Here is a 1,737-nt window from a genome sequence, read left to right as displayed (position 1 = left end):
ACAATTCCCGACTGGTAAAGTCGATGACCTCCAGCATATCTTCAGGCTTCGGCTGCCCGTTGATCACTTTGTAGTCATACCAACTACCCAAAATTCGAATGAGCCCAGTAATACTTGACCCTTTACTGCGAAAACACTTCCCCATCGTTTTCTGCATTTGATAATCCAATACAAACTCCCTCCCTTATTATCAGTATACCAAAACATTCATATACAAAATTACTCTTATTTCATATTGCTTTACACATTTCCCCTATTTTTTTAAACTAAAAAAGAAATGGGGGATAACAAATGAAAGCAATTCAAAAACAACAGTGGGGCCTTTTGATCATTCCATTAGAATTATTGATCGGTGCCCACTTATTCCGTTTAAGTAAAAATCCCAAAGTCACTTTACTTGCCTCAACAGCGCTAGTTTTAATCGGTGCTTTGCTTATGATTTGGTTATTTCACGATTTTTTAAAAGAACAATGGCATCATTATCGACAAAAGCTTTTTCTTAGATTACTAGTGAGTATTATTTTAGTTGTCGGTGCTTTTTTGATACTGCAGGCTACACGTCGAATGCTTCCTAGCGAACTTCTTCAGCTTCGCACCCCTACAGGTGACTCCTTACAAATACTTAGTCCCAGCTGGACAGTGCTAGCTGCCGTTATTCCTTTTATTGCTCCTTTTACTGAGGAACTGACCTTTCGCTATTTACTATTAGGGCAATTTTCTAGTAAAACCTGGCGCATGATGTTTTTTGTCCAAAGTATTCTATTTGGTTTGATTCATTGGAACAATTTCAACGGCAATGTATATGCAATGATCCCTTACATGGTATTAGGTCTATATTTTGGAGGTATCTATTTGCTCTCAGGCAATATTTGGAGCTCGATCATCGTTCACTGGATGCTAAATACTATGAACTCAATGCTGCCGGCACTCTTACTACTGTTCCTAAAGTTTTTTTAGAATCACTCCTGACCTCTCCTCATAGAAGCTTTTTACTCCAACAATTGCAAGTACAAAAAGAAGAGATAGGCACTCACTGAGGAGACGAGCAGCAAGCAGCCACTAAAAGCAACTTTATCTAACAGAATTTCCGTGTTCAAATCAGAATAGTTACTCTTACTAATCACTGTTACCAACAATCCGAAAAGGAAAAACGGTTCCCTTATCTCCTCAGCTGTTTACCTCTCTACTACACCCAAATCGGCTCGGGATTTCAGCAGGTAAACGAGAATAGAAACGTATTTTCAAACCATAAAGCAGCACAGAGAAAAACATATGGCTTCGTTTCACCCACCGATAAATTCCTTCAAAAATCATTTCCTCTCCTCCTTCTTTTATTATTAGCTCATAGTATATTCCTTGAATTATAGGAACTCTAGTAAATGTCAAATGAGAAAGAACGATTTTATGACACAAATAAATCTCTTCATTAAAGTAAGCACCTCAGTTTGAGTTCACTATATTTGAAAATATCCTTTTTTGCATAATCCGCTTTCAAAGCAACGCAAAAAAACCAACGCTCAGCCACAAACGTTGGTTTAATCAGGATAAATTACCCTAAGTGAAGGTTTCCCCTCACATCACCCTTAGCATACATCAATCACTGTTTGAATAGCAAGGGGGCAGTAGAAAGAAAAGTATTAAATACTAAAAACACGGCTGCTTGTTGGTAGAAAGCAGTCGTGTTTTAAAAAAAGAAGCGGGTGACGAGAATCGAACTCGCGACGGAAGCTTGGGAAG

Annotated in this window: 2 protein-coding genes; one reads left to right on the top strand and one right to left on the bottom strand. The window is 38.2% G+C overall.

Going from position 1 to position 1,737, the window contains the following annotated elements:
* Positions 1-291: 291 nt before the first annotated feature.
* Positions 292-957 (top strand): CPBP family intramembrane glutamic endopeptidase, encoded by a 666-nt coding sequence (locus tag JZO85_RS23010; RefSeq protein WP_207110119.1) that lies wholly within the window; start codon positions 292-294, stop codon positions 955-957.
* Positions 958-1,167: 210 nt separating this feature from the next.
* Here JZO85_RS23010 and JZO85_RS23250 read toward each other — a convergent pair whose 3' ends face one another.
* Positions 1,168-1,314, bottom strand: a complete 147-nt coding sequence (locus tag JZO85_RS23250; protein ID WP_242550445.1) for a hypothetical protein — start codon at positions 1,312-1,314, stop codon at positions 1,168-1,170.
* Positions 1,315-1,737: the final 423 nt, after the last annotated feature.

This window comes from Candidatus Enterococcus murrayae (assembly GCF_017315985.1).
GTDB classification, from domain to species: domain Bacteria; phylum Bacillota; class Bacilli; order Lactobacillales; family Enterococcaceae; genus Enterococcus_A; species Enterococcus_A murrayae.
The sequence above is the reverse complement of the archived record's forward strand: the minus strand, read 5'-3'. Positions and strand labels throughout refer to the sequence as shown.

Coding starts and splice junctions, on each gene's coding strand:
- JZO85_RS23010 (WP_207110119.1), top strand. CDS start 292: ATGAAAGCAATTCAAAAACAACAGTGGGGCCTTTTGATCATTCCATTA.
- JZO85_RS23250 (WP_242550445.1), bottom strand. CDS start 1,314: ATGATTTTTGAAGGAATTTATCGGTGGGTGAAACGAAGCCATATGTTT.